At 63.5% G+C, this 19,317-nt stretch carries 17 protein-coding genes and 2 pseudogenes; 10 read left to right on the top strand and 9 right to left on the bottom strand.

Going from position 1 to position 19,317, the window contains the following annotated elements:
* Positions 1 to 303: 303 nt before the first annotated feature.
* The 4 genes from BZF57_RS19050 to BZF57_RS19035 form a co-directional block, all read right to left on the bottom strand.
* Positions 304 to 1,497, bottom strand: a complete 1,194-nt coding sequence (locus BZF57_RS19050) for an IS91 family transposase (RefSeq protein WP_067489996.1) — start codon at positions 1,495 to 1,497, stop codon at positions 304 to 306.
* A gap of 6 nt (positions 1,498 to 1,503) precedes the next feature.
* Complete coding sequence (locus BZF57_RS19045; protein WP_067402726.1) at positions 1,504 to 2,412, bottom strand: tyrosine-type recombinase/integrase; 909 nt, start codon at positions 2,410 to 2,412, stop codon at positions 1,504 to 1,506.
* Between the two features lie 203 nt (positions 2,413 to 2,615).
* Entirely contained in the window at positions 2,616 to 3,335 is a 720-nt protein-coding gene (locus BZF57_RS19040) for a hypothetical protein (RefSeq protein ID WP_143738589.1), read from the bottom strand.
* Positions 3,336 to 3,608: 273 nt separating this feature from the next.
* Positions 3,609 to 3,908 carry a hypothetical protein gene (locus BZF57_RS19035; protein ID WP_060977093.1) on the bottom strand — a complete coding sequence of 100 codons (300 nt, stop codon included), beginning with the start codon at positions 3,906 to 3,908 and terminating at the stop codon, positions 3,609 to 3,611.
* 67 nt (positions 3,909 to 3,975) lie between these two features.
* Here BZF57_RS19035 and BZF57_RS19030 point away from each other — a divergent pair, with 67 nt between their 5' ends.
* The 4 genes and pseudogenes from BZF57_RS19030 (at position 3,976) to BZF57_RS19015 (ending at position 9,079) form a co-directional block, all read left to right on the top strand.
* Positions 3,976 to 7,296 (top strand): type ISP restriction/modification enzyme, encoded by a 3,321-nt coding sequence (locus BZF57_RS19030; RefSeq protein ID WP_206073302.1) that lies wholly within the window; start codon positions 3,976 to 3,978, stop codon positions 7,294 to 7,296.
* A 293-nt stretch (positions 7,297 to 7,589) separates the two neighbouring features.
* Positions 7,590 to 8,294 (top strand): annotated as a pseudogene (locus BZF57_RS19025) (hypothetical protein); the annotation flags it as partial.
* A gap of 158 nt (positions 8,295 to 8,452) precedes the next feature.
* A complete protein-coding gene (locus BZF57_RS19020) occupies positions 8,453 to 8,668 on the top strand; it encodes a DUF5818 domain-containing protein (RefSeq protein WP_066117227.1) in 216 nt (71 codons plus the stop codon).
* A gap of 201 nt (positions 8,669 to 8,869) precedes the next feature.
* Positions 8,870 to 9,079: a hypothetical protein gene (locus BZF57_RS19015; protein WP_066117223.1), complete on the top strand. Its 210-nt coding sequence runs from the start codon at positions 8,870 to 8,872 to the stop codon at positions 9,077 to 9,079.
* A 6-nt stretch (positions 9,080 to 9,085) separates the two neighbouring features.
* On the opposite strand, the gene BZF57_RS19010 is transcribed toward BZF57_RS19015, so the two are convergent.
* Positions 9,086 to 9,877, bottom strand: a complete 792-nt coding sequence (locus BZF57_RS19010) for a GntR family transcriptional regulator (RefSeq protein ID WP_197426103.1) — start codon at positions 9,875 to 9,877, stop codon at positions 9,086 to 9,088.
* Between the two features lie 193 nt (positions 9,878 to 10,070).
* Between BZF57_RS19010 and BZF57_RS19005 the strand changes: the two genes are divergently transcribed.
* Complete coding sequence (locus tag BZF57_RS19005) at positions 10,071 to 10,697, top strand: FCD domain-containing protein (protein WP_197426104.1); 627 nt, start codon at positions 10,071 to 10,073, stop codon at positions 10,695 to 10,697.
* A gap of 26 nt (positions 10,698 to 10,723) precedes the next feature.
* Here the strand turns inward: BZF57_RS19005 and BZF57_RS19000 are convergent, their stop codons facing one another.
* Positions 10,724 to 11,455 (bottom strand): GntR family transcriptional regulator, encoded by a 732-nt coding sequence (locus tag BZF57_RS19000; RefSeq protein WP_066117217.1) that lies wholly within the window; start codon positions 11,453 to 11,455, stop codon positions 10,724 to 10,726.
* Between the two features lie 31 nt (positions 11,456 to 11,486).
* Between BZF57_RS19000 and bioB the strand changes: the two genes are divergently transcribed.
* The 4 genes from bioB to BZF57_RS18980 are packed head-to-tail and all read left to right on the top strand — an operon-like array spanning position 11,487 to position 15,512.
* Positions 11,487 to 12,527 (top strand): biotin synthase BioB, encoded by a 1,041-nt coding sequence (bioB, locus tag BZF57_RS18995; protein ID WP_066117232.1) that lies wholly within the window; start codon positions 11,487 to 11,489, stop codon positions 12,525 to 12,527.
* The gene (locus BZF57_RS18990; protein ID WP_066117216.1) at positions 12,524 to 13,666 is read left to right on the top strand and encodes an 8-amino-7-oxononanoate synthase; all 1,143 of its coding nucleotides are present in this window, start codon (positions 12,524 to 12,526) and stop codon (positions 13,664 to 13,666) included. Before bioB ends, BZF57_RS18990 begins: the two co-directional genes overlap by 4 nt.
* A complete protein-coding gene (gene bioD, locus BZF57_RS18985; protein WP_066117213.1) occupies positions 13,648 to 14,265 on the top strand; it encodes a dethiobiotin synthase in 618 nt (205 codons plus the stop codon). Before BZF57_RS18990 ends, bioD begins: the two co-directional genes overlap by 19 nt.
* The gene (locus BZF57_RS18980; RefSeq protein WP_066117210.1) at positions 14,262 to 15,512 is read left to right on the top strand and encodes an adenosylmethionine--8-amino-7-oxononanoate transaminase; all 1,251 of its coding nucleotides are present in this window, start codon (positions 14,262 to 14,264) and stop codon (positions 15,510 to 15,512) included. Before bioD ends, BZF57_RS18980 begins: the two co-directional genes overlap by 4 nt.
* A 370-nt stretch (positions 15,513 to 15,882) precedes the next feature.
* Here BZF57_RS18980 and BZF57_RS18970 read toward each other — a convergent pair whose 3' ends face one another.
* From BZF57_RS18970 to BZF57_RS18960, 3 genes and pseudogenes are all read right to left on the bottom strand, one after another.
* On the bottom strand, positions 15,883 to 16,176 hold the full coding sequence (locus tag BZF57_RS18970) for a hypothetical protein (protein WP_240506053.1): 294 nt from the start codon (positions 16,174 to 16,176) through the stop codon (positions 15,883 to 15,885).
* Positions 16,177 to 16,266: 90 nt separating this feature from the next.
* Positions 16,267 to 17,073 (bottom strand): IS21-like element helper ATPase IstB, encoded by an 807-nt coding sequence (gene istB / locus BZF57_RS18965; RefSeq protein ID WP_066045461.1) that lies wholly within the window; start codon positions 17,071 to 17,073, stop codon positions 16,267 to 16,269.
* Positions 17,063 to 17,998, bottom strand: a pseudogene (locus tag BZF57_RS18960) (Mu transposase domain-containing protein); the annotation flags it as partial. The gene istB and the pseudogene BZF57_RS18960, both read right to left, overlap by 11 nt.
* Positions 17,999 to 18,065: 67 nt before the next feature.
* Between BZF57_RS18960 and BZF57_RS18955 the strand changes: the two are divergent.
* Positions 18,066 to 19,064 carry an IS110 family RNA-guided transposase gene (locus tag BZF57_RS18955; RefSeq protein ID WP_082734746.1) on the top strand — a complete coding sequence of 333 codons (999 nt, stop codon included), beginning with the start codon at positions 18,066 to 18,068 and terminating at the stop codon, positions 19,062 to 19,064.
* The last annotated feature ends 253 nt before the right edge of the window (positions 19,065 to 19,317 follow it).

Genomic DNA, 19,317 nt, shown 5'->3' with positions numbered 1-19,317 from the left:
AATCGTTTAGAGTTTCGGACGCCGATAGGCGTCGGAAAGTCGACGGTGCCCGAACCCGCGGGCCGCATGCGGTGAGCTATGGGGATTTCGATTTACGGCCGATCTGGGCGTCTGCAGACGGTGTCGATAAGCGGACGGGTTTGAGAGCAGCCCGTCCGATTTTGGAGTGACAGGGCGGCTGTGGGGAGCTCGTCCGTCCGATTTTGGCGATGGGACGACTGCTCCTGGGCGGATGATATGCAGACATCCTCATCCCCGGGAGCGCGGTTGCGGTGAGGTCTGGCGGTGTGGGGCCGTGCCGGGTCACGACGCAAGGTTCCCGGATGGTGCGATCGGACATGGCGGGCCGCGCGGCAGATAGCGGCGTTCGATGGTCTCGATGATGATCATGGTCCCGCCGCAGCAAGGGCATGGCGGGCGCGGATCGGGGGGCTCGGTGGGTGGCTCGACCGCGGTGGGCGGCGCGAGGGCGAGCAGGCGGCGGGCGCGCTCGAGGTGGGCCTTGCGGGTGCCGCTGGCGAGCAGGCCATAGTGGCGGATGCGGTGGAACCCGCGTGGCAGGCAGTGCAGCAGGAAGCGGCGGATGAACTCGTCGGCGCTGAGCGTCATGACCTGCTGCCGGTCTGGCGTAGAACGGCGATAGTCCTTGTAGCGGAACGTGACCCCATGCTCGTCGAGCCGCAGGAGGCGACTGTTCGAGATGGCGACCCGGTGGGTGTAGCGCGAGAGATAGGCGAGCACGGCCTCGGGACCGGCGAAGGGCGGCTTGGCGTAGACCACCCAGCGCTTTTTGCGCACCGGCGCGAGGTGGCGCAGGAATGCGCGACGATCGGCGAGATGAGCGAGCCGACCGAAGAAGGCGAGCTTGCCGGCATCGTAAAGCGCCAGCAGCCGAGTGAGGAACAGGCGGCGGAACAAGGCGCCCAGCACGCGCACCGGCAGGAGGAAGGCCGGGCGGGATGATATCCATCGCTCCCCATCCGGCGCGATACCGCCGCCCGGCACGATCATGTGGATATGCGGGTGGTGGGTCATGGCCGAGCCCCAGGTGTGGAGCACGGCGGTGATGCCGATGCGGGCACCGAGATGCTTCGGGTCGGCGGCGATGGTGAGCGTGGTCTCGGACGCAGTCTTGAACAGCAGGTCGTAGAGCAGCGCCTTGTTGTGGAACGCGATATCCGCGATCTCGGCAGGCAGCGTGAAGACGACATGGAAGTATCCCACCGGCAGCAGGTCGGCCTCGCGCGAGGCGAGCCAGGTGCGCGCGGCGGTGCCCTGGCACTTGGGGCAATGGCGGTTGCGGCAGGAGTTGTAGGCGATCCGCCAATGTCCGCAGTCGGTGCAGGCCTCGACATGCCCGCCCAGCGCGGCGGTGCGGCAGTGCTCGATCGCCGACATGACCTTGAGCTGATGCAGGCTCAGGTGCCCGGCATGGGCGAGCCGATAGGCTGGCCCGGCAGCGCAGAAAACGTCGGCGACCTCGAGTGCGGCGCGCACCGGTCCTCAGCCGCTCGGCGCCTCCTTGTCCGGTGCCGCCAGTGCGAGCCGGTCAAGCGGGCTGACCACGGCGCGCACCGTCTTGGTTGCCACTTGCGTGTAAAAGGCGGTGGTGTTCAGCTTGGCATGACCGAGCAGCGCCTGAATGACGCGGATATCGACCCCGTCCTCGAGGAGGTGCGTAGCAAAACTGTGACGCAGCGTGTGCGGTCCTACCCGCTTGGCGATGTCGGCTGCCTCGGCAGCTTCGACGACGACACGGTGGAGCTGGCGTGTGCTGATCGGCAGCATGGCGCCTCGTCCCGGGAAGAGCCAGCCATCAGCGTGGAGCACACCCTGCTGACGCCCCGCGCGCCACCAGTCACGCAGCAGCACGAGCAAGCCCTCTGGCAGCATGGCATTGCGGTATCGCCCGCCTTTGCCACGCTCGATCCTGAGCAGCATGCGCTTGCTGTCGATATCGCGCACCTTGAGCGCCGCGACCTCGCCGACGCGCAGACCCGCACCATAGGCGACCGACAATGCGGCCTGATGCTTGAGGCTGGTGGTCGCATCGAGCAGGCGCTTCACCTCGCTCTGGGTCAGCACCACCGGGATCTTGCGAGCGTGCGCGGTGCGGACCAGCTTGCGTGCAAGATCGGGCCGGTCGAGGGTGTGGGTGAAGAGGAACCGCAGCGCCGCCACGATGCTGTTCATGGTCGGCGCCGGCACCCCGGCTTCCCGTTGCTCAATCTGGAACCGGCGGACATCCTCGGCGGTCGCGGTATGCGGCGAGCGCCCCAGCCAGGTCGCGAACCGTCCCACATCGCGCTGGTAGTTGCGTTGCGTCTCCGGCCCGAACCGGCGCAGTGACATATCCTCGATCAGCCGCTGGCGAAGCGGGCTGACCGGCCCAATCGGAATAATCTCGTTCATCGTTCGACTCCTTGGTTGAAGGAGCCACAATCGTCTGCCTCTCTCGGATCAGGCGCTACGCCTGTCGTTCTACATCACCCTCGCCGCCAGCGACACTCCCGCGAAGCGGGTTCGTGCATCGACCCCAATGCGGCCATGAGGCTCTACATCAGCAGAGACGATTATTGGCGTCCAGCGCCACAATAAAAGACAAATATCAGGACTCAATTTATCGTCCCTACTGCAAAGCTATTTTGCGAGAGATTGTTTGCGAGCCGATTTTCAGCATCGATATGCCTGATTGATCTGCCATCGAGCATCTTGTCATAGTAGTTGGGCAACCACTCCAACCGCGTCTGAATCCCGATTGTGACCGGATCATCGGTAATCTCGGCCGTGACCCGCTTCAGCGTCACGCCTTCTCCAAAGGAGGCTGCCAGATTATCGGGATTGACCTGTGCTACGCTCGCTGGTTCGGCTTCGTCGCCAAACGTTACGATCATCGGGTAGGCCGAACGATTGTCAAATGGCCCCGGCTTGGACCATGTGCGGGGAAGCTCTTTCTCGCCCTCAAGCAGCAGCAAATCATCGAGAGGATTGTCGTCATTGGCGTCGGGCGACAGGAAGGGTATCACGCGCGCCGCCCACTCCACATCACCGCTGGAACGCAGCAGCGCGTAAAGCGTGCGCCCATCCGGCAAATCGACTGCGACGGCTTCGCCGCGAATACGAAGGAATACCTGCTCGCCAAACCCGCTCATCGTGGTGCGGCCAATTGATTGCTGCACTTCGATCACGCTCGATCCGCTGCGCAGACCCTGGGGCGTTTCAACCTCGACCGTTAGGCGGTAGCGGTAGTCGGGGGCCTTGTCCTCTTCTGCGGCGCAGCCGGATAGCATCAGCGCGGTCAACGCCAACCATGTTGCCCGAATAATTCGCGCCACGCCGAGTCTCCATTTTATCATCTGATCGCGACAGTAATTGCGTGATTTGATGAAGAAACAATCAGCAGCGGGACCCCGGAATAATTCGGGGCGACGAGATGGCGGGAAACCACCCACACCCGGTCATTCAGGACGACAGGCAGCATGCCCGAAAGCTGCCGTAGACTATCGCTTCCGGCGCAATCTGCCCGCGACACCCTAGCAATGCGGCCTGCCTCTGACCGGCCCATGCTTTCACAAAAATTCGGTCAGCGCCCGCCTGGCGAAGCGCGTTCATGCCGCCAGCAGTAGCTCGATCCGCTCGACTTCCCGCGCGAACTCGAAGCGCAACTGGTCCCGCTCGTCCTCGGGCAACCAATTGGCCATCTGCGGGAAAACCACCTTGTGGTATTTGAACGTCTGCCTGTCCCACGGACATTCGGCCTGTGCGCTACGAGCCTCGGCCAGTATGTCGTGCAACTCACGGCGGACCTCATCGCGATCCGGCTCATACGACGGCGCAGGCACATCGTCGCCGAGGTCGAAGCCCAATTGGGCCGAGCCATCGAACAGATTGCCAGAATCTTCCGCCATTTACTTGTCCAAAGCCGTTGCGGGCACAGCGCGCCCTGTGCCACAGAATATGCACGGGAGGCATCGGGTGACGCAAGCCAAAACCATCGAAAAGGCTGTGGGGGAATTCGGCGCTGCGGCCAAGGCCAAGCTCGCGGGCGGGGACGGTCAGCCGGAGGATCAGCTTCGCGCGCCGCTCGAAACGCTGTTCGCCGATGTTGCGGCAATCCTGCATCCGGCAGTGCAGAACCTTGTACTGACCGGCGAAACATCGCTTGCGGAGATGCGGACCCGGCCGGATTATGCGGTCAAGGTCAAGAACGCCCTCGTTGGCTTCATCGAGGTGAAAGCCCCCGGCAAAGGGGCCGATCCGCGCAAGTGGAAGACCGGCCACGATAAGGAGCAATGGGACAAGCTCAAGGCGCTGCCCAACCTGCTTTACACCGATGGCGACAGCTTTTCGCTGTGGCGTGATGGGACGGTGGTAGGGCAGATCGTCCACCTCGAAGGCGGGATCGAACATGCGGGCGCGAAGCTTGCCGCACCGCCGAGTTTTCTGCCGCTGCTCAGCGATTTCCTCACCTGGAACCCCATTCCGCCCAGAAGCGCGACCGAACTGGCGCGCGTTTCCGCGCGGCTGTGCCGGTTCTTGCGTGATGAGGTTCTGGAACAGCTCGGCGCGTCGGAAAAGAACGCGAGGCTGACCGACCTCAAGGACGACTGGAAGGCGCTGCTCTTCCCCGATGCCGACGATGCCAAGTTCGCCGATGGCTATGCGCAGGCCGTCACCTTCGGTCTGCTCATGGCGAAGTCAAAAGACATGGCGCTGACCGGCGGGCTGGACCATGTCGCGCGCGAACTCGGCAAGGCCAACACGCTGATCGGCACCGCACTGCGGCTGCTGACCGAACAGGACCTCAACCTCGGCCCCGCGCTCGATACGCTGACCCGCGTGCTGGATGAGGTTTCGTGGGCCAAGGTGTCCAAGGGCGATCCCGAGGCCTGGCTCTATTTCTACGAGGATTTCCTCGAGGTCTACGACAACAAGCTCCGCAAGCTGACGGGCAGCTATTACTCCCCGCCCGAAGTCGTGCGCACCATGGTGCGATTGTGCGACGAGGCGCTCAAAAGCCCGCGCTTCGGCATCGCCGATGGCCTCGCTGGCAAGGACGTGCATATCGTCGATCCCGCGACCGGATCGGGCACCTTCCTGCTGGGCCTGATTGAGCGGATCAAGGCCACGATTGCCGCGCGCGATGGCGAGGGCAATGTTGCGGCATCGATGAACGAGATCGCGGGCCGCCTGGTCGGCTTCGAGCTGCAATTCGGTGCCTTCGCCGTGGCACAGCTACGGCTGCTGGCGGAAATGCTTGAGATTGGTGCACACGCCACCCCGCGCCTGTTCGTCACCGACACGTTGGGCGATCCGTTTGCCGATCTCGAAACCGGACAGGGCATCTACCGCGAGATATCGAAATCGCGGACCGAGGCGAACAAGATCAAGCGGAGCGAACCCATCACCGTCGTCATCGGCAACCCGCCCTACAAGGAGAAGGCCAAAGGCAAGGGTGCGTGGGTCGAGAACGGCAGTCCTGCCAAGCAAAAGCGTGAGGATATTCCGCTCAATTCCTGGCAGCCGCCCAAGGAATGGAAAGTGGGCGCGCACGCGAAACATCTGCGCAACCTCTATGTCTATTTCTGGCGCTGGGCGGCGTGGAAGGTTTTCGAGCAGGGCGCAGGTGACCGCGATGATGATCTGCCCGGTCAGGAAGAGCTTTCCGGGATGGTCTGCTACATCACCGTGGCGGGCTTTTTGAACGGCGATGGGTTCCAGAAAATGCGCGCCGATCTGCGCAGCCAGTGTGACGATATCTGGGTGATCGATTGCACGCCCGAAGGCCATCAGCCGGATGTGCCGACGCGTATTTTTCAGGGCGTGCAGCACCCGGTCTGCATTGTGCTGGCAAGCCGCTCTCGCGAGCCCGGCAAGAACGCTGCGCGGGTGCGATACCGGGCGCTCGCCAAGGGTCGTCGTGAGCAGAAATTCGAGGAGCTGAAAACCATCACGCTGGCGGGCGGTGGGTGGAGTGATTGCCCCTCCGATCCGCGCGCGCCCTTCCTCCCGGAACTGCGAGAAGGGTGGGGCGCATTCGCCCCGCTCGATGCGGTAATTGGCGATTGCGGTTCGGGCGTAATGCCGGGGCGCACATGGATCATCGCCCCGGATGAAGTGTCGCTGAAGCAGCGCTGGAAGCGGCTCGTTGAAGAGCCGAAGGCGGATAAGCGCGCAATGCTTTTCCAGCCCCATATGCGCGACGGCAAACCCGGCGACAGGCATATCGGCAAGTCCGGAAAGGCGCTTTGGTGGCCTCAGCGCGAGGTGCTCACTGCTGTCGAAGATGCACCAAAGCAGGTTGACCACGAGGACCAGAAACTACGGCTTTTGGCGCGTCGCGCTCTCGCTGGGGAGGCTCCGGTTCGATACGGTTTCCGGTCGTTCGACCGGCAGTATATCCTGCCCGATGCGCGGGTTATCAATCAGCCGAATCCGGGCCTCTGGGACAACTACAGCGAGCAGCAGATTCTCCTGACTGCTCCGATGGATCGCACACCCAAGAATGGGCCGGGTTTGTCGGCTGTTGCTGCAATCCCCGATCTGCACCACTACGCTGGACGAGGCGGTCGCGTTTTCGCCCTCTGGAGGAACGCCGCCGCGACCGAATCCAACATCTCCCCCGCCGTCATCGCGCTGCTTTCCAAGGCATTCGGCGCGCCGGTCGATCCGGTTGATATCTTCGCCTATGTCGCGGCGCTGCTTGCCCATCCGGCCTACACCGCCAGCTTCGCCGAAGACCTTGTCCGCCCCGGTCTGCGCGTGCCGCTGACTGCCGATGCGGCGCTGTTCGCTGAAGCCGCAAAGCTGGGCCGCGAGGTGATCCGGCTGCACACCTTCGGGGAACGCTTCGCCACCGAAGATCCACCCCGTCCCCCACGAGTTGGCGAAGGCGGCCCGACCCAGCCCAAGGACGGCGCAATCCCCTCCACGCCCGAGGGTTTTCCCGACACGCTCGAATACGATGCCGCTAAGCGCCGACTGCTCGTCGGCACCGGCTTCATCGACAATGTTCCGCCCGCCGTCTGGGCCTATGAAGTGTCGGGCAAGCAGGTGCTGCGCCAGTGGTTCAGCTACCGCCGCAAGAACCGCGAACGCCCCCTGATCGGCGACAAGCGCCCCCCTTCTCCGCTGGGCGATATCCAGCCCGATCGGTGGCTGCCCGAATACACCAGCGAGCTCATCAACGTGCTCAATGTCCTGGCGCTGCTGGTCGAGCTGGAACCAAAGCAGGCGGACCTTCTGAAGCGTGTCTGCGATGGCCCCCTGATCCCCGCCAGCAAGCTGACGGCGTGAACCCGCCCGTCATGGCTGACTGCGTGTGTTCGGGTCCCGAATCCGGAGGCGAAATCCAGCTCCCGATGCGCGGTAGGGACTTCGCGAAATCAATGCGGCGAGCATACCTGCCAGTGATGGCTATTTGGTCCCCATTCCGGAACAAACCGAGATTCCGGCCACGGCATCACAGCAATCTCACGGCCGCATGGCCCCGCTTTTCCCCACTGGAAGCGCGAAAAATCATGCACTTCCAAAAGCCGCTACAATTTCAGGATCACGGCCAAAGTCCCTCTTGACGAAAGCACACCCTATGCGAGGTCGGCGAGGATCTCAATATAGGCAAGGAAGCGGTACGGCGCATCGAGATGAAGGCGCTGCGGCGCTTGCGGTGGTACGCCTGCCGGGCTTTCCCCGAACGGGCTGCACGGGCAGGGTTCGAGAGCAAGCATGGACCTGTACCGCGAACGCCTATTGCAGCGCCAGCAGCCGAGACAACGCCGCCAGTCCGTAGAAAGAGCCTGGAAAGGCAGGTTCGGATTGACCGCAAGTGTGAACCTTCACCGCAAGTCCCGGCGCTCGCTTCCGGCACCATTCTTACCGCGCTCTGCAGCGCCTATGTGGCGGCGATCGGGATCAACACGACCATTGTCTATCAGGTGGCGGCGAAGCTTGGTGCAGCGGGGGCATTGCTGCTCTGCTGCGGAGGGGGTTGCCTCGCGCTTGGCCTCGCACTTGCGTTGCTGACCACGCTAGGCGACTACCCGGTCAATCCCGAACGCATCAAACGAGGCGGCGGCCTCATCTATATCTTCCTCGTCGCGTTGGTTGGTGTGACCGGCCTGAGCGATCCGGTTCAGACCTTCCTGCACGGCCTGGTAGTGGCAACGCCGCCCCGTTTCCAGAACGGGACGCCAGAGATAGTTCGCTGGTTCTCTGGCCTCATCCTGCTGTTCTGCCCCTTCTACTTGTGGAGTTACCACCAGCGGGAGCATAGACTCCGCCGGTTGCAGCGGTGACATCGAAATCCGAGGACAGCATACAATCTGAAAAATGGCGGGACGTGGATGCTTTCCTTGCTATTGGGGGTTTTCTTGATTCCACGCTAGGAGCGCATGGTTTCCGATCGGGGTGCGGATCAACAATTTCACCAAATTGGATGATTAAGCTAAAATTGATGAACCAAAATCGCCGCCTTTCAACCAACACGATCGTCGGCACCATCGAGCATGGTCCTCGCGGCCCGATTCTGCGTGACGATGACGGTGTGCGCTGGCGGCTCGGATTTGCTGACGGTCAAGTTCCCGATGGCCTCACGGGGCGGGTCAATGTGCGTGGACGCATCGTCGAGATCGACCGGATCGATGTCGACTATCTGGTAGCTGAAACATAACTTCCATGCTGCGACCAAATGGACGATGTTCGATTGGGCCAGCAGCCTGTATTTCGAACTGTCTGTCTCATTGAACTATGGACAACTACGCAGGTCTCACCATTCCCGACACATTATTCTGGCAATTTACATGTTGAGGCGTTGACAGAAAGTCCCGTCTCAACAAAGACTTGTGTGAACAGGGGATTTCGGGGCACGGCCATGGCGATTGAGCGGCTTCCGATCAGCCGGAACGCGCTGGAAATCATCATCAGCGATGCAAGGGACTTGCTCGATACGCTTGAAGCCGCCGGTCTGGAACAGGCGGCAACAATCATGGCGAGCGTCTTGGACCAGCTTGTGTGTGACAGAACGGGACTGTCCGGAACGTCTGGCTTCATGTTCAAGGCGGTTGATCCACCGGCAAGCTAGGCGCGGCTAGGACAGTGGCGCACCAAACGCGATCGTCCGGCCATCGGCTGCGGGCTCGCGCGTTCCCTGCCCGAAAGTGCGGCCATTGATCGCGATCGTCTGGTCCATTCGATGGATATTGGCGACCGGAGGCGCGTCGCGCGCCGCGAGACTGTCGATCGCGGCGAGAACCGCCTCGCGCGAGGAATAAACGTCCTCGCGCATCAGCAGCCGAGCCATCGATGAAGAGCGTTCGGCAATCGCTGCGGCAATCTTGCGGTGAGTGCGCGCCGAATGTTCGCCGTCTTCGCCATGCTGTGACCAGACGATCAGCCGGTGGAGCGCATTGGGCAGGACGAGGCAGATCATCTCCGCAAGCCGCGGTATCCTCGCCATTTTCCTGACCTCAAGATGGAACGCGAGATTTGAAAGCGTGACGCGCTCGAGATCGTCGGGATCGGTCGCGGATACATCCCCCGCATTACCCACCACGCTTTGGAGCCAGGAAATCTGCGCCTCGCTCGCGCGTTCGGCGGCGCGGGCCGCTGCGATCGCCTCGAGCGAGGCGCGCATGTCATATAGGTCTATGATTTCGGCTCTTGTCCAGGTCCGTACCGTGAATTCACCGCGTCCGCGCCGGGACAGGTAACCTTCCGCGACAAGCGCGCCGAGCGCGTCGGCGGCCATGACGGGGCGGCAGTCGTATACCTTGCACACCTGGTCCTTGCTGATAATTTGACCAGGCAGGTAGTGGGCAGCAAGCACCCCGAACCTCAGTTCGAGGAAAATCCTTTCGACAAGAGATTGCGCCTTCGCCAATCGATCGTCCCCAAGGGGAAAGCAGTCCCGCCCCGTTGCATGTTGGCTCCATAGCACAAACCCTTTAGAATTTTCCAATCAGGATGGTTCGGACTATCCGAAGGATGCGGTGTCGGAGGGCGGACAAGAGGTGACAAGGTCAAAGCCAAGGCCACTTGGAAGGATTACTTGCCCTGCACCGCGCGTCTTTGCCGTGCTGCGCGAGCCCCGCAAACGGCGCAGATTCGACCAGGCAAACCAGATACCCGGTCTTGACGATTTGCAGGAGACGGGTGCGCTTTCGCTCGCTGAGGAACTTCTCGAGCTTGGCCTTCTGGCCAGGGATCATGGCCGTTACACGATCATCGACTGGACGATTGATCGCATTGTCGAACATCTGGCGCTCGCCGGGGCAATCCATGCGATGGCGGCGGCAGAGGCCGCATTGCGTGCCAATACTAGCGACTTCAGCCATCTCGCCGCGATCCACGCGGCACTGCGCGGCCTCGATGCCGATGAGCCTGCGAACCTGCTCTGCGGCGCATATCTCGACTACCAGTTCCACCTCGAACTGGTCCGCCTTGGCGGCAATCAGACGGCCTGGGCGAGCTATGCCAAGGCCATCCCGCCCGCTGTGTGGATCGCCGGCGCCAATTACTTCGAGCTCGACGAGGCGCGCAGTTCGCTCGCTGAGCACGAGAGGCTCATCGACTACATGAAGGCGGGCGACACCGTGCGCGCGCGCGATGCGGCGGCGTTCCACCTCGAGGAAGCCGCGTCCCAGATCCGGCGAACTGGAGAAGCGCGGATCGAGAGCTATCCTGATTTGCCCGTTACCTAGCAGCGTCCAATTGAACTTCTGACACGTCAGACTGCCACTTTTGGTCTCAAGTTTACCCGATCGACTGACTTTATGTGCCGCGCAAGCAGTATAGCTGCTTCCTCGAGTTTTCCGGATGCATAGGCTTCGAAGATGTGCCAGTGATCGAAGTTGTAGCGCGGCTTCCACTCCTGGCCCGCCGCAGAGGCGAACACATGGCGCGAATAGGCCAGGTTCAGCTCGGTGATCGTGGCAATCAGGCGGGGCATGGCGCAGGGCCGGGCCAGCGCAATGTGAAAGTCGCGGTTGGCCGATTCGGAATCGAACAGGTTTTCTGCCGCGTCACCCCGCTTCAGGATTTCGCGCAGGTCCTTGAGGTGGGCGGCGGACGGAGCGCGGGCAATGCTGCGCACGGCCAGCGGTTCCAGCGCCCCGCGCATCGAGGCGATTTCGCGCTCGCCTGCCGCGTCGATCAACGTGGCGCGCACTCCGCGACGGGGCAGGGCCTCGACCAGTTTGATCGCCTCCAGCTTGCGGAACGCCTCGCGCACGGTCCCCTGGCTGACCCCGAATTCATAGGCCAGTCCATCCTGGCGCAGGCGCTCGCCGCCCGGGATCTCGCCGGCCAAGATGCGCGCGGCCAGCGCGTCCGCAATCCGGCTAACCAGTCCTTCGCTGTCGATCTGGGTCGTTGGAGTCGGCATTATCGATAATCGGTCCTGATTCCGGGTGCCATGCGGACGTGCATCGCCATACACGCCGAGCGAGCGGTCGGCCATGACCGTTTTTATCGATAAAATGGAGCAGGACATGACCGCCACCCAACAGACAGTTCCCCGGACTGACCAGCCCCGTACCGACTGGACCCGCGCGGAGGTGACGGCGCTGTTCGACCTGCCGTTCGACGAACTGATGTTCCGCGCGCAGAGCACCCACCGTGCCTGGCACCGTGCGGGTGAGGTGCAGATGTGCACGCTGCTGTCGATCAAGACCGGCGGCTGCCCCGAGGATTGCGGCTATTGCAGCCAGTCGGCCGGGGCCGAAACCGGGGTCAAGGCCGAGAAGCTGATGGATATCGATGCCGTGCTGGTTTCGGCCGCCGAGGCGCGCGCGGCCGGATCGCAGCGGTTCTGCATGGGCGCCGCGTGGCGCAACCCCAAGGACCGCGACATGCCCGCGCTGGAAGCCATGATCGAGGGCGTGCGCGCGATGGGCATGGAAACCTGCATGACCCTGGGCATGCTGAACGGCGATCAGGCCCGCCGCCTCAAGGCAGCCGGGCTCGATTACTACAACCACAACATCGACACCTCGCCCGAGAACTACGGCAACGTCATCACCACCCGCACCTTCCAGGACCGGCTCGACACGCTGGAGGAAGTGCGCGCGGCGGGCATTTCGGTGTGCTGCGGCGGGATCGTGGGCATGGGCGAAACGCGCGAGGACCGGATCGGCTTCATCCACGCGCTGGCGACCCTGCCGCGCCACCCGGAAAGCGTCCCGGTCAACGCGCTGATCCCTATTCCCGGCACGGTGCTGGGCGACATGCTGGCAGGAACGCCGCTGGCGCGAATCGACGAGATCGAGTTTGTCCGCACCGTCGCCGTCGCCCGGATCACCATGCCGCAGAGCATGGTGCGGCTTTCGGCGGGGCGCGAATCGATGTCGGATGCGGGGCAGGCGCTGGCTTTCCTGGCCGGGGCGAACTCGATCTTCACCGGTGACAAGCTGCTGACCACCGCCAACGCCGGGGACAGCCGCGATGCGGCGCTGTTCGCGCGGCTGGGCATCGTGCCGCTGGCAGGCGAAGAACCGATGCGCGCGGACGAAGTACTGGTGGCTGCGGAGTGAACGGGGGGGGCTTTGCAGCCCACGCCGCCGATCTGGATCGGCTGGGGGCGGCATCGCGGCGGCGCAGGCTCAGCCCGCAGACCGGCACGGACTTTGCCTCGAACGACTACCTCGGCCTCGCCCGCTCGCCCCTGCTGGCCGATGCCGCGCACGCGGCGCTGGAGCGCGGGGTGCCGATCGGCTCGAGCGGATCGCGCCTGCTGCGCGGCAACGACCCCGAGCACGAGGCGCTGGAGGCCGAGGCCGCCGCGTTCTTTGACTGCGAGCGGGCGCTATGGTTCTCCAGCGGGTTCGCTGCCAACGAGGCGCTGTTCTCAACCCTGCCGCAGCGCGGCGATCTGGTCGTCCACGACGAACTGATCCACGCCAGCGCCCACGAAGGGATGCGCATTGGCCGGGCCGAATGCGTTGCCGTGGCCCACAACTGCGCCGATGCCTGCGAAGCGGCAATCCGGCGCTGGCGCGCGGGCGGCGGCACGGGGCAGGTGTGGATCGCGGCGGAAAGCCTCTACTCGATGGATGGCGACACGGCCCCGCTCGGCGATCTGGCCGCCATCGCCGATCGCTATGACGGCATCCTGCTGATCGACGAGGCCCATGCCACCGGCGTATTCGGGCCGGACGGGCGCGGCCTTGCCGCCCACCTTGACGGGCGCGGCAATGTCATCACCCTGCGCACCTGCGGCAAGGCGCTGGGCTGCGAGGGCGCACTGGTCTGCGGCCCGGCGGCGGCAATCGACTTTCTGGTCAACCGTGGGCGCGGCTTCATCTTCTCGACGGCGCCTTCGCCGCTGATCGCCGCGATCAACCGCGCCGCGCTGAACCTGCTGACCGCCGCGCCGCACTTGCGCGATGGGCTGTGGGAGCGGATCCGGCTGGCTGAGCGGGTCTTTGCCCCGCTGGGCGCGACTGTCACCGGATCGCAGATTCTGCCGCTCATCGTGGGCGACGATGCGCGGACGATGCAGCTGGCAGCCCAAGTGCAGGCCGCCGGGTTCGACGTGCGCGGAATCCGCCCGCCGACGGTGCCCGTCGGCACATCGCGCCTGCGCATCACGATCACCAACAACGCCAGCCTTGAGCAAATCGAGGCGCTGGGCGCACTGCTGGCGGAGCTGCAATGCGCGGCTATGTCGTAACCGGCACCGATACGGACGCGGGCAAGACCGTGTTCGCCGCTGCCCTCGCGGGCCACCTTGGCGCGGCTTACTGGAAGCCGGTGCAGGCCGGAACCGACGGCGGCACTGACAGCCAGCGCGTGGCTGCGCTGTCCGGCGGGCGGGCCCGGATCTTGCCCGAGGCCCACGTTCTCGCAACGCCCTGTTCACCGCACGAGGCTGCGCGGATCGACGGCGTTGCCATCGCGGCGGACCAGCTCGCACTGCCCTTGGTCGATGGGCCGCTGGTGGTCGAAGGGGCGGGCGGAGTGCTGGTGCCCTTTGCCGACGATCTGCTGGCGGCCGATCTGTTCGCGCGCTGGGGCCTACCGGTGATCCTGGTGGCGCGGACCGCGCTCGGCACGATCAACCACAGCCTGCTTTCGCTCGAGGCCCTGCGCGCGCGCGGCATCGCGGTGCACGGCGTGGCGTTCTGCGGCGAGGCCAATCCCGCCAGCGAAGCGGCGATCGAGCGGCTGGGCGCCGTGCGCCACCTCGGCCGCCTGCCGTGGCTCGATCCGCTTGATCCAGAGGGCCTGTCCGCCGCCTTCGCCGCCCATATCCGCACGGAGCTCCTATGAAATCGCCGGTCTGGCACCCATTCCACCAGCACGGGCTGGGCGAGGACATTCCGCTGGTCACCCACGCCGAGGGTGCGACCCTGTTCACCGCCGACGGGCGCAGGGTGATCGACGCGATTTCCAGCTGGTGGGTCACCACCCACGGCCATTGCCATCCCCGGCTGATGGCCGCGATCCGCGCGCAGAGCGAGCGGCTCGACCAGCTGATCTTCGCGGGCTGGACCCACCAGCCTGCCGAAGACCTCGCCCGCGAACTGGTGCGGATCATGCCGCGCCCGCTGGACCATGTGTTCTTTTCCGATTCCGGTTCGACCAGCGTCGAAGTCGCGCTGAAGATGGCGCTGGGCTATTTCGCGCATCGGGACGAGGATCGCCACCGCATCCTGGTGCTGGAGCACTCCTATCACGGCGATACCATCGGCGGGATGTCGGTCGGCGCGCGCGGGGTGTTCAACAAGCCCTATGCGCCGCTGCTGTTCGATGTGGAGACAATCCCCTTTCCCGCCGAGGGCCGCGAGCAGGCCGCACTGGACGCGCTGGAGCAGGCCTGCTCGCGCGGCGATGCGGCGGCCTTTATCGTCGAGCCGCTGCTGCTCGGCGCGGGGGGAATGCTGATCTATTCGCCCCGCGTGCTGACCGAAATGCGGCGCATCTGCGCGGCCCACGGCGTGCTGTTCATCGCCGACGAGGTGATGACCGCCTGGGGCCGCACCGGCACGCTGTTCGCCTCAGAGCAGGCCGGGATCGTGCCCGATATCCTGTGCCTGTCGAAGGGGCTGACCGGCGGGTCGCTGCCCCTTGCGGTGACCATGGCGACGCCGGAAATCTATGCGGCGCACTATTCGACCGACCGGTCGAAGCAGTTCTTCCATTCCTCCAGCTACACCGCCAACCCGATCGCCTGCGCGGCGGCCAATGCCAATCTGGCGATCTGGCGCGAGGAGCCGGTGCTGGACCGGATCGCGGACCTGACCCGGCGGCAGACCGCTGGTCTTGCTCGCCTTGCCGAGCACCCACGCCTGGCCAATACGCGCCAACTTGGCAGCGTGATCGCGCTCGATGTGGTGGTGGAAGATGGCGGCTATATGTCCGAACTCGCCCCGCGTCTGAAGGCGGACTTCACGGCCCGAAATGTCCTGCTGCGGCCCCTGGGCAACACGGTCTATGTCATGCCGCCCTATTGCATCGACGATGCGGATCTTGGCGCCGTCCACAACGCGATCATTGAGGTGGTGGATCTACTCTGAAGCTGTTTGGATCGAAGGCCTCCTTGCTTCTGAAGGCAAGGAGGCGGTTCCTTGGGCGGGTCAGCAGAAAGTGGAGATGGCTAGGCTAGTGAGGGGGCTCAGAAACATGGGCCATGATTGAAAAGACAGTACGTTCGGGGTAATCATGGCCAGGGCGAGGAGACCCTCGATGGACCATGATCACTACGGACTGGATGGGAGGCCGATTTATCCTCGGCCCGGCCACTTTGACCACGTAACGGGCCTGCAACTCCCGACTTTCAGGGGCAAATCTGGCGGCTTTGGCCGTGGTCCAACTATCTTCCTCGTGATCCTGATGATTGTTGCAGGATCTGGACTTGCTTTTGCATCGCGTCTGTTTGGCTAACATCTAGCTCCGGCGTTTCGCAACATGGAGGTGATCCCGTGCGGGATCATCAGGGAACCGCTCGAAGTCGACAGCATAGGCGCTTCCCAAACGACTTTTGACCTTTTCCGCCCACTGCTCGCCCTGCTCGTTCGAGATGTTGTTGCCGCGAAAATCGAGCGCGCGATCGTCGTAATGGGCCGACCCGGCCTTGTGCTGGGCGCTGTCGTTGCCCGACGTCACTACCGGAGTGGGCAGGCCAAGCGCGCGTGCTTCCTCGGCGACAACGCCCATCGCCGGAACCAGCGCGCCATCCATATGGCCGAGGCGCGCGCCGGGCTTGACTGTAGATTTCCGTTGAGATTTGACCCGGGATTTTCATCGAGAAGTGACCCGGGTTGTTGGTAGCTATGTCCGTTCGGACTTGTGTTTGGTCAAGGGTTGGACATTCTCCTTTTTGGTTTTGCGCTGTGCGGCGGATGCCTTGAACCGGAAGCTATCGTTGCCTGTTTCGAGGATGTGGCAGTGGTGGGTCAGCCGATCGAGCAGCGCGGTGGTCATCTTGGCATCACCGAACACACTGGCCCATTCGCTGAAGCTCAAGTTGGTGGTGATGACCACGCTGGTGCGCTCGTAGAGCTTGGATAGCAGGTGGAACAGCAACGCCCCGCCTGACGGACTGAACGGCAGATAGCCCAGTTCATCGAGGATGATCAGGTCGAGCCGCAGCAGGCGCTCGGCGAGCTGGCCAGCCTTATTCTGGGCCTTTTCCTGTTCGAGCGCATTGACCAGGTCGACCGTCGAGAAGAAGCGGACCTTCTTGCGATGATGCTCGATTGCCTGAACGCCGAGCGCAGTGGCGATGTGGGTTTTGCCCGTCCCCGGGCCGCCCACGGCGACGACGTTGTGTGCTCCATCGATAAAGTCACAGCGATGCAGCTGGCGAACCATGGCTTCATTGACCTCGCTGGCAGCAAAATCAAAGCCGGCCAGATCCTTGTAGGCGGGGAACCGCGCGGCCTTCATCTGATAGGCGATCGAACGCACCTCACGCTCGGCCATCTCGGCTTTGAGCAGTTGGGACAGGATCGGGACTGCATTGGCGAACGCGGGTGCCCCCTGTTCGATGAGATCGCTGGCCGCTCCGGCCATGCCATACATCTTGAGGCCGCGCAGCATCACGATGACAGCCGCGCTGGCAGGGTCATGACGCATGGGCCGTCTCCTTGGCGCGCAGCGTATCATAGCGCGCCACATCGGCTCTGGGCTCGCTCATCAGCGACAGCGCCTGCGGGGCAGCGATGGGATCGGGGCCAGCGGGCTTTCCATCGATCAAGCGGTGCAACAGGTTCAGAACGTGGGTCTTGGTGGCAACGCCTGCCTCAAGTGCCAGCTCGACCGCGCACAGGACCGACTGCTCGTCGTGCTGGAGCACCAGCGCCAGGATCTCGGCCATTTCCTTGTCGCCGCCGGGGCGCTTCAGCAGCTGCCCCTGCAACTGCCTGAAGGCATCGGGCATCTCGGTGAACGGGGCACCGTTGCGCAGAGCACCGGGCTTGCGCTGGATCACCGCCAGATAATGCCGCCAGTCATAAACCGTCTGCCCGCCACTGCGGTGCGAGCGATCAATGATCCTCTCGTGCTCACACAGGATCTGTCCCTCGGCGGTGATCACGATCCGCGCGGGGTAAACCCGCAAAGACACCGGCCGGTTCGCAAAGCTGGCCGGCACGCTGTAACGGTTGCGCTCAAAGTGCACGAGGCAGATCGGTGAGACCCGCTTGGTATGCTCGACGAAGCCGTCGAACAGCCCGCCGAGCGGCATCAGGCTGGACAGTTCCTCCGCATGCACCTCGGCGATGGTGCCCGGCAAAGTGCCATGCGAGATATCGGCTCATTGCGCGATGCATTGCTCCTCGAGCCAGGCATTGAGGGCATCAAGATCAGCAAAGGCTGGCATGCGCTGCCACAACCGGCGCCGAGCGTCCTGAACGTTCTTCTCGACCTGGCCCTTTTCCCAACCGGAAGCAGGATTACAGAACTCAGGCTCGAACAGATAATGACTGGCCAGCGCTGCGAACCGCGCGTTGACCTGCCGCGCCTTGCCAGTGCCGACCTTGTCCACCGCGGTCTTCATGTTATGGGATGGACGCCTCCCGTCTTCCGGGCACCATAGGTGTCCAACCAAAAGGAGGAAGGCGATGACGATGGAAATGTTAGCGATCGACTTGGCGAAGCAGTCGTTCCATCTACACGGGATAGATGCTGACGGGGTGGTGGTCTCACGCAAGGTGAGTCGTGCCAAGCTCGAGGATGCAGTGGCTGAACTTGGTCCTGCAGTCGTCGCCATGGAGGCTTGTGCGAGCGCCCACCATTGGGGGCGACAGCTCGCAGCGGCCGGTCGTCAAGTGCGTCTGGTAAACCCCAGATTCGTCAAGGCGTTCGTCCGCGGCTCCAAGAACGATGCTATCGATGCGGAGGCGATCTACGATGCAGCTTCGAGGCCTACTATGCGCTTCGTGCCAGTGAAGACGACCGAGCAGCAGGATCTTCAATGCCTACATCGCGTGCGTGAGCGGTTGGTCGTCCAACGCACCTCGCTCATAAACCACGCGCGAGGGCTTCTCGCCGAGTATGGCGTCGTGCTGCCCAAAGGTCCGTGGCGCTTCCGTCAACAGGCTCCTGCTGCGGTAGCTGAGGCTGATTTGTCCGAACTTGCCCGCGAGCTGTTTACGGAGTTGATCGATCAGCTCACCGACGTAGAAGCCCGCCTCGCGAAGCTCGATGCCAAGCTCGTTAGCATCTGCCGCGAACATGCCGCATGCCGTCGGCTTGCTGCGTTGCCGGGCGTCGGGCCGGTGATCGCGACCGCGCTCGTCGCAGCGGTGGATGACGGTCGACATTTCCGCTCAGGCCGCGAGCTCGCCGCCTGGATCGGATTGGTCCCAAGACAGTATACGACCGGAGGCAAACCCAAGCTCGGCGGCATTGGCCGACGCGCCAACCACTACCTGCGCAGACAACTCATTCATGGCGCGAGGGCAGTGATCAGCCGACTGGCTGCGAAAGACGATCAACGATCAGTTTGGTTGAAGGGAATTGTCGCTCGGGCGGGCTTCAACAAGGCGCTCGTGGCGCTCGCTAACAAGACGGCCCGCATTGCTTGGGTTCTGTTGGCGCGGAAGGAAGAATATCTGCCGGCGTAACGGCGCCATGCAAACGAGGTCTGTCCTACAGCGATTGCGAGGTGGATACTGATGGTGCAACGGCATGGGCCGCCGCTTCGAAGCCTGATTTTCGACAAGGCCATCAAGGCCGATCATGTTATTAGGCAAGAAGTAGCGGACTCCCATCAAGGCCAGAAGCCTAACCGCTTCAACCAAAGGCCGGATAGATTCATGCAACCCGAGCCAACTGTACCGATCAGAATCATCTTGCGGCGGGAGGCGTCCATAGATT

The organism is Erythrobacter colymbi, from assembly GCF_002155685.1.
In the GTDB taxonomy this organism is placed as follows: Bacteria; Pseudomonadota; Alphaproteobacteria; order Sphingomonadales; family Sphingomonadaceae; genus Erythrobacter; species Erythrobacter colymbi.
The sequence above is the reverse complement of the archived record's forward strand: the minus strand, read 5'-3'. Positions and strand labels throughout refer to the sequence as shown.

What these genes read in the sequence shown, in the direction of transcription:
- BZF57_RS19045 (WP_067402726.1), bottom strand. Translation starts at nt 2,412, where the DNA reads ATGAACGAGATTATTCCGATTGGGCCGGTCAGCCCGCTTCGCCAGCGG.
- BZF57_RS19035 (WP_060977093.1), bottom strand. Translation starts at nt 3,908, where the DNA reads ATGGCGGAAGATTCTGGCAATCTGTTCGATGGCTCGGCCCAATTGGGC.
- BZF57_RS19020 (WP_066117227.1), top strand. Translation starts at nt 8,453, where the DNA reads ATGAACCAAAATCGCCGCCTTTCAACCAACACGATCGTCGGCACCATC.
- BZF57_RS19015 (WP_066117223.1), top strand. Translation starts at nt 8,870, where the DNA reads ATGGCGATTGAGCGGCTTCCGATCAGCCGGAACGCGCTGGAAATCATC.
- BZF57_RS19000 (WP_066117217.1), bottom strand. Translation starts at nt 11,455, where the DNA reads ATGGCCGACCGCTCGCTCGGCGTGTATGGCGATGCACGTCCGCATGGC.
- bioB (WP_066117232.1), top strand. Translation starts at nt 11,487, where the DNA reads ATGACCGCCACCCAACAGACAGTTCCCCGGACTGACCAGCCCCGTACC.
- bioD (WP_066117213.1), top strand. Translation starts at nt 13,648, where the DNA reads ATGCGCGGCTATGTCGTAACCGGCACCGATACGGACGCGGGCAAGACC.
- BZF57_RS18980 (WP_066117210.1), top strand. Translation starts at nt 14,262, where the DNA reads ATGAAATCGCCGGTCTGGCACCCATTCCACCAGCACGGGCTGGGCGAG.
- BZF57_RS18970 (WP_240506053.1), bottom strand. Translation starts at nt 16,176, where the DNA reads ATGGATGGCGCGCTGGTTCCGGCGATGGGCGTTGTCGCCGAGGAAGCA.
- istB (WP_066045461.1), bottom strand. Translation starts at nt 17,073, where the DNA reads ATGCGTCATGACCCTGCCAGCGCGGCTGTCATCGTGATGCTGCGCGGC.
- BZF57_RS18955 (WP_082734746.1), top strand. Translation starts at nt 18,066, where the DNA reads ATGGAAATGTTAGCGATCGACTTGGCGAAGCAGTCGTTCCATCTACAC.